7 protein-coding genes are annotated in these 6,573 nt (G+C 53.7%); 2 read left to right on the forward strand and 5 right to left on the reverse strand.

The window, feature by feature from the left end; all coding sequences use genetic code 11:
* On the reverse strand, positions 1-879 hold the full coding sequence (gene htpX, locus BZG25_RS11320; protein WP_046073095.1) for a protease HtpX: 879 nt from the start codon (positions 877-879) through the stop codon (positions 1-3).
* 498 nt (positions 880-1,377) lie between these two features.
* Between htpX and BZG25_RS16070 the strand changes: the two genes are divergently transcribed.
* Positions 1,378-1,551: a hypothetical protein gene (locus BZG25_RS16070; RefSeq protein WP_046073094.1), complete on the forward strand. Its 174-nt coding sequence runs from the start codon at positions 1,378-1,380 to the stop codon at positions 1,549-1,551.
* An 83-nt stretch (positions 1,552-1,634) separates the two neighbouring features.
* On the opposite strand, the gene bioD is transcribed toward BZG25_RS16070, so the two are convergent.
* The 4 genes from bioD to bioB are packed head-to-tail and all read right to left on the reverse strand — an operon-like array spanning position 1,635 to position 5,366.
* On the reverse strand, positions 1,635-2,309 hold the full coding sequence (bioD, locus tag BZG25_RS11325; protein ID WP_077579065.1) for a dethiobiotin synthase: 675 nt from the start codon (positions 2,307-2,309) through the stop codon (positions 1,635-1,637).
* Positions 2,302-3,096 carry a malonyl-ACP O-methyltransferase BioC gene (bioC, locus tag BZG25_RS11330; RefSeq protein ID WP_241828708.1) on the reverse strand — a complete coding sequence of 265 codons (795 nt, stop codon included), beginning with the start codon at positions 3,094-3,096 and terminating at the stop codon, positions 2,302-2,304. Before bioC ends, bioD begins: the two co-directional genes overlap by 8 nt.
* Positions 3,093-4,307, reverse strand: coding sequence for an 8-amino-7-oxononanoate synthase (locus tag BZG25_RS11335; RefSeq protein WP_077639098.1), 1,215 nt, complete (start codon positions 4,305-4,307; stop codon positions 3,093-3,095). The genes bioC and BZG25_RS11335 overlap by 4 nt, the downstream gene beginning before the upstream one ends.
* A 6-nt stretch (positions 4,308-4,313) precedes the next feature.
* Positions 4,314-5,366, reverse strand: coding sequence for a biotin synthase BioB (gene bioB / locus BZG25_RS11340; protein ID WP_077639099.1), 1,053 nt, complete (start codon positions 5,364-5,366; stop codon positions 4,314-4,316).
* A 102-nt stretch (positions 5,367-5,468) separates the two neighbouring features.
* Here bioB and bioA point away from each other — a divergent pair.
* A partial coding sequence (gene bioA, locus BZG25_RS11345) for an adenosylmethionine--8-amino-7-oxononanoate transaminase (RefSeq protein ID WP_108744026.1) occupies positions 5,469-6,573 on the forward strand: 1,105 nt, incomplete at its 3' end.

The following is a 6,573-nucleotide window of genomic DNA, read 5'->3' on the forward strand; positions in this document are numbered from 1 at the left end:
TTATAGATAGTCGCCACGACGCAAGGCATCGATACGTTTTTCTAGCGGTGGGTGGGTCATAAATAGCTCACTCAGCGTTTTCTTACCGTTGATGCCAAATGCCATCATTGAGCCTTCTAGTTTCGGCTCGTGGCTGACTTTCAAACGCTCCAGCGCAGCAATCATTTTCTGTTTGCCCACCAGCTGCGCCGAGCCTGCATCCGCGCGGAACTCGCGATGACGGCTAAACCACATGGTGAGAATGCTAGCCAGAATACCAAACACGATTTCTAGCACTGACGAGACGAGGAAATACATCATCCAGTTGCCGCCGCCTTCACCTTCTTCATCACTGTTCATGCCGCTCACTGCACCGGCGATAACGCGGGCAATAAAGATCACGAAGGTGTTCACCACTCCTTGCATCAAGGTCATGGTGACCATGTCGCCATTGGCAATGTGGCTGATTTCGTGCGCCAGCACGGCTTCGGCCTCATCACGGGTCATGTTTTGCAGCAGGCCGCTTGATACCGCCACCACAGAGTCGTTGCGTTTCGCCCCCGTCGCAAAGGCGTTGATGTCAGGCGAGTTATATACCGCCACGGTTGGCATACCAATGCCAGCGCGCTGCGCCTGTTGACTGACAGTATTCATTAGCCAGTGCTCGGTTTCATTGCGTGGATGCTCAATCACTTGCGCCCCCACCGAGCGCAATGCCATTGATTTTGACATCAGCAACGATATAAACGAGCCGCCAAAACCAAATACCGCTGCCAGTACCAGCAACCCAGATAAGCTCCCCGGTTGCATGCCTGTCACGGCATAAATGATATTCAGCACAATGCTAAATACGACCAGTACCGCAAGGTTGGTAGCGAGAAATAATCCTAAGCGTTTCATGGTGTGTCTCCGTCGCTTAAACCCAGTGTTTAGCGCTTATTTGTTGTAATGATAAAAATAGTATGGGCATTAATGATAAAAACAATCCTTTGATGCAATTTGTTACGAATAAATCCCAGTCGTCGCTTGTGGCGCCCGTACCATCCAGCTCTCTGCACCGACCAGTTAGTGTGGCACGTTATTTCGATCTGATCTAAACAAATTGTGATATCGCGCAACTCTTAATTTTTAACAATCCATTCAAACATTTAACAAGCACCGAGGCAGAAAAGCCCAATAAAAAAGACAAAAACAACCCAATATAGACTTTGGTCGAGTTGTCATCGCGGTTTACTCAGGCTAATTTATGCGCAGCTGTTTAAAACTATGACGCTGATGCACTGCGTAAGACAACAAAGTAATGGGCAGTCGGCGGTCATATCAACCATTAAGTTTATAACCACCCAGTGTGGACAACCTAACCTTAACAACGCAACGCGTTATCAATGGAGTGAGACCATGGCAGAGCAAGAAAACTACCGAGTCGCTATCGACATCTTAACCTGTCATCTCGGCATGAGCTTCGATGAAGCCTGCTCAGAGCTTGGGTTAGCGTCGGATGACGCGACAGCGGCGCGCCAAATGGCCGAGGTTCAGCAAAGCCTAATGGGTGTTCGAGACGACCAGAAGTAATTGTCTACCCGCATTGACTACCTGAATAGACAAAAAGCCAGCACAGCGCTGGCTTTTTTGATCGCTACATTCTCGCAATATGTTTACAACGGCTTAATATCTAAGTGGCTCGCGCATTGTGCTGGCGAGGCATCGGCAGCAAACGGCAAGCGCCCCAGACAAGGCGCATCTAAATGCGCATCAAGATAACGCACCATTTCGTCACTGTGCTGCGCCTTGGGATCAACGGCGTTTGCCACCCATCCGGCTAACCTAAGCCCGCGTGCGCGAATGGCCTCTGCGGTGAGTAAAGCATGGTTTAAACAGCCAAGTTTAATCCCCACCACCATGATCACTGGCAGTTGGTGGGCAACCACCCAATCGGCCAGCGTTTCAGTCTCACTGAGTGGCACTTGCCAACCGCCGGCGCCCTCTACCAATACCGGACTGGCCTGCTGTTTTAAATGCGCGAGCCCATCGCTCAGCATCTGGGTATCGATTGGCTTGTTGGCTAACACCGCCGCCCAGTGCGGCGAGCACGGCGTTTCTAACAACACTGGGTTGATAGCGGCATACGGCAATGCGATCGCACTGGCGTGCTGCAAAGTGACAGCGTCACTATTTAGTTGATGTTCAGGCGCTAAATCGGCACCAGCAGCGACAGGTTTATAGCCCACCGCTTGATAACCTTGTTTGATAAAAGCGTGCAACAGCGCCGCCGTGGTATAGGTTTTCCCCACTTCGGTGTCGGTGCCGGTAATAAAATAACTGTCATGCATGGTGGTTAATCACTATGTAGCCAATTTGATAGGTCGCCGGTAAGTTGTTGGCGGCAAGTGCAAAACGCTGATACGCCTTTTCTACCGCGCTAAACTGCGCTCTTGTCGCCAGCCCTTGCTGCCCCGCCCCTTGGGGGCGATAAGTGGCGCCAATGCCTTTTAAGCTTTTCATCACCGCATGGGCATTGGCAAAGGTGAGCTGTTCGCTTTCTTGCAACACGGTTGCGTGCCTAAGCCCGGCGCGTTGGGTCGCCTGCTGTAATCCAGACAACGTGATAAAGCGGTTCACCCGTGATGTGCCGCATGCTTGTTGCCACGCGCTGTCGAGTTCACACAGTGATCCGGTGAGCAGTGTCGAGACAAGAATTTTCCCGCCGGGTTTGACGACCCGACTCAGCTCCGCCAATGGCACATGCAAATCGTCACACCATTGCAGCGCTAACGAGCTAAATGCCAGATCGACACTGTTGTCGGCCAGTGGCAAATGCTCCGCATCAGCTTGGACGCCTAGCATGGCATTGCCGCAGCGCGCTTTTGCCGTCGCAAGCATGGGGGCGCTGAGATCCAGTCCAATCACTGTCTTAGCGTGAGTCATCCACTGCTGAGTGAAATAGCCGGTGCCACAGCCGACATCTAAGACGGTACCGAGACGAACAGACTTTTGCTCTGACTCAGCCAATGCCATCAACCGATGGCCGACACGGCGTTGCAGCGTGGCACTGTCATCATAATGGGGCGCGGCTCGGCCAAACGCTCTGGCAATCGCTTGTTTATCGGCGACGGTCATTCTGTCACCTCGCATGTGTTGTCGCTCGCTAATACCGGCTTCAGCGCCTCAATCAGTGCGGTGATATCTGTCTTTTGATGCTGTGCCGACAAGCTGATCCGCAGACGTGCAGTGTTAGGGGGGACAGTCGGTGGCCGAATCGCCCCCACCCGAATATGAGCCTTCATCAAAGCCTGATTTACCTGCTGTAACGATGCCAAATCGCCGATAATCAGCGGCTTGATCGGGCTAGGCGTCGCGAGCAGTTGCGGGAAGGGCTGCGTATTTAAAGCGTGCGGTTCGAAAGCAGACGTCGTCTCTAACCAGTCGTGGAGCCCTTGCATTAACTGTTCGGCATGAGCGCTGAGTGTTTCTCGCCGCCAGTGCTCTGTTCGTGCCAACCTAATCGCATCCTCGATGAGTGCCGCTTGCGCAGGTGGCATGGCCGTCGAGTACACATAATGGCGCGCGAACTGACGCAAATAGTCAATGATGGTGGGAGAGGCCAGCACTGCGGCCCCCGCGACGCCCAAGGCTTTTCCAAACGTCACGACTAATATATCCGGCCGTGCGCCACGACTGATACTGCCCTCGCCTTCTAGCCCCAACACACCAATCCCATGCGCATCATCCAGTGCCCAGAGCGCCCCCGATTGGTTGGCAATCGCGGCAAGGCTTTCGGTTGGCGATACATCGCCATCCATGCTGAATACCCCTTCTGAGACAATCAGCGATGCGGACGGCTGGGTTTGTTTCGCGAGTAGTTGGCGAAGGTGTGCCATGTCGTTATGACGAAAACGGCGCTGTGTGGCAGGGCTCAATACGCCAGCCTCAATCAAGGAGGCATGGTTGAGTTTGTCTTGAAACAAGACATCGTCTTTACCTAACAGCGTAAAGAGCAAGGCTTGGTTGGCGGCAAAACCACTGTTAAACAGTATCGCTTGCGGGTAACCCAGCCAGTCACACAGCTGGTCACAAAGGGATTGATGCGCCGCGGTAAAACCGGATACCACCGGCGAGGCCGTTGCCCCCACCCCCCAGCGTTCAAGGTGCTGCTGCGCCCTTTTCACCAGTCGCGGGTCTTGCGCAAGGCCCAAGTAATCATTCCCCGCAAAGTTGCGCCATGACTCGGCGACGGTATTGTCACCACTTTGCCGCCATAAGCCTTGTTGCTGGCGTGCGGCCAGCTCGCCTTGGTAACGACGGATCAGCGCTGATGTTGTATCAGTCATGGGGACTTAGACACTGGCGTCGTAGAACAAATCGCCCTCTTGCGGGCGCGCTGCCACTCGCTCGGCCACTTGCTCAAGTAAGTCGTGCTCAGTGACTTGATCGGGTTTTTGGCTGACCGCTTCGCGATTAATACCCAGCTTTTTAAATAGCTGCATATCCGCGTCTTCATCCGGGTTTGGTGTAGTCAACAGCTTGCAGCCGTAGAAGATCGAGTTCGCGCCAGCCATAAAGCACAAGGTTTGCATTTGCTCGTTCATGTCTTCGCGGCCTGCAGACAGCCGCACTGCCGATTTGGGCATCATGATCCGCGCCACCGCAATAATGCGGACAAAATCGAACGGGTCGACGTCATCGACGTTCTCAAGCGGTGTGCCCTTTACTTTGACCAGCATGTTGATCGGCACGCTTTCTGGGTGAGCCGGCATGTTGGCGAGTTCAACCAGCAAACCCGCGCGATCGCGAGCACTTTCGCCCAGCCCAATAATGCCGCCGGAACACACCTTCATTCCCGCGTCTCGCACGTTGGATAAGGTATCGAGGCGTTCTTGATACGTCCGCGTGGTAATAATGTTGCCGTAAAACTCAGGTGAGGTATCGAGATTGTGGTTGTAGTAGTCCAAACCCGCCTCGGATAAGGTCTTGGCTTGCTCCGCATCCAACATGCCCAGAGTCATACAGGTTTCTAACCCTAATCCTTTGACGCCTTGGATCATATCGAGCAAATACGGCATATCGCGTTGCTTGGGGTTTTTCCAGGCGGCCCCCATGCAAAAGCGCGTCGCGCCTGAAGCTTTGGCTTTTTCTGCCGCTTCGAGCACGCGTTCCACTTCCATTAACCGCTCTTTCTCAACATCGGTGCGGTACCGCGCACTTTGCGGACAATACTTGCAATCTTCTGGACACGCGCCGGTTTTGATCGATAACAGCGTGCTGACTTGCACTTGGTTAGCAGGATGATATTCACGATGCACTTGCTGCGCTTCAAACAGCAAATCCATAAAGGGTTTATCGAACAATGCTTGCACTTCCTGTGCGGTCCAGTTGTGTCTTATTTCCACGCGGTTTTCCCCGTTGTTGTCGTTTTAATGCTTGGCTAGTCTACCCACAGACGTTAACCTGTCAACACGTCAAGATAATACTGGTTTACATCTGATTTATTTATGAGCATAAACACCCATTTTGACCGCGAGCATATCTGGCATCCCTACACCTCAACGCTCGACCCTTTGCCTTGCTTGCCCGTCTCACACGCAAGCGGCGCCGAGCTACACCTTGAAGATGGCACTGTTCTGATTGATGGTATGTCATCGTGGTGGGCAGCGATTCACGGCTACAACCACCCTGCTTTGAACGCCGCGGCACATCAGCAAATCGATAAAATGTCGCATGTGATGTTTGGCGGTCTTACCCACCAGCCTGCGGTATCGCTTTGTGAGCGCTTGGTCGCGCATTCTCCCGCCCCGCTCACGCAAGTGTTTTTGGCCGATTCAGGCTCTGTATCAGTAGAAGTGGCGCTTAAAATGGCGATGCAATATTGGCAGGGACGCGGCGAGTCACGCGCACAGTTTTTGACCTTGCGTCATGGCTATCATGGCGACACGTTCGCCGCCATGTCGGTGACGGACCCTGATAATTCGATGCACAAACTCTACAAAGGGTTTCTGCCTCAGCATCATTTTGTGCCTTCCCCACAAAGCCGCTTTGACGGTGAGTGGAACCCTGACGACATACAGCCTATGCGCGAAGCACTCACCGCCCATCACGGCCAACTGGCCGCCGTGATCTTAGAGCCCATCGTGCAAGGCGCAGGCGGTATGCGTTTTTATCACCCTGAATACCTGCGTCAAGTGCGCGCTCTGTGCGATGAATTTGATGTGCTGCTGATTGTGGATGAAATCGCGACTGGCTTTGGCCGAACAGGAAAACTATTTGCCTGCGACCACGCGGGGATCAGCCCAGATATACTCTGCGTCGGTAAAGCACTGACCGGTGGCTACATGACCTTGGCTGCCACGCTAACCACCCGCCATGTGGCCGATACGGTCTGTAGCGGTGATGCAGGCTGTTTTATGCACGGCCCCACTTTTATGGGCAATCCACTCGCCTGCGCCGTGGCCTGCGCCAGCATTGATACCTTGCTGGAAAGTGACTGCCCGCAGACCGTCACGCACATCGAGAAGCAGCTAAAAACCGGCTTAGCGCCTGCTCGCGCCCTCGAGTGTGTGGCGGACGTGCGTGTGCTTGGCGCAATTGGCGTGATAGAGC

The sequence above is a fragment of the Salinivibrio sp. ML198 genome, assembly GCF_001996015.1.
GTDB classification, from domain to species: domain Bacteria; phylum Pseudomonadota; class Gammaproteobacteria; order Enterobacterales; family Vibrionaceae; genus Salinivibrio; species Salinivibrio siamensis.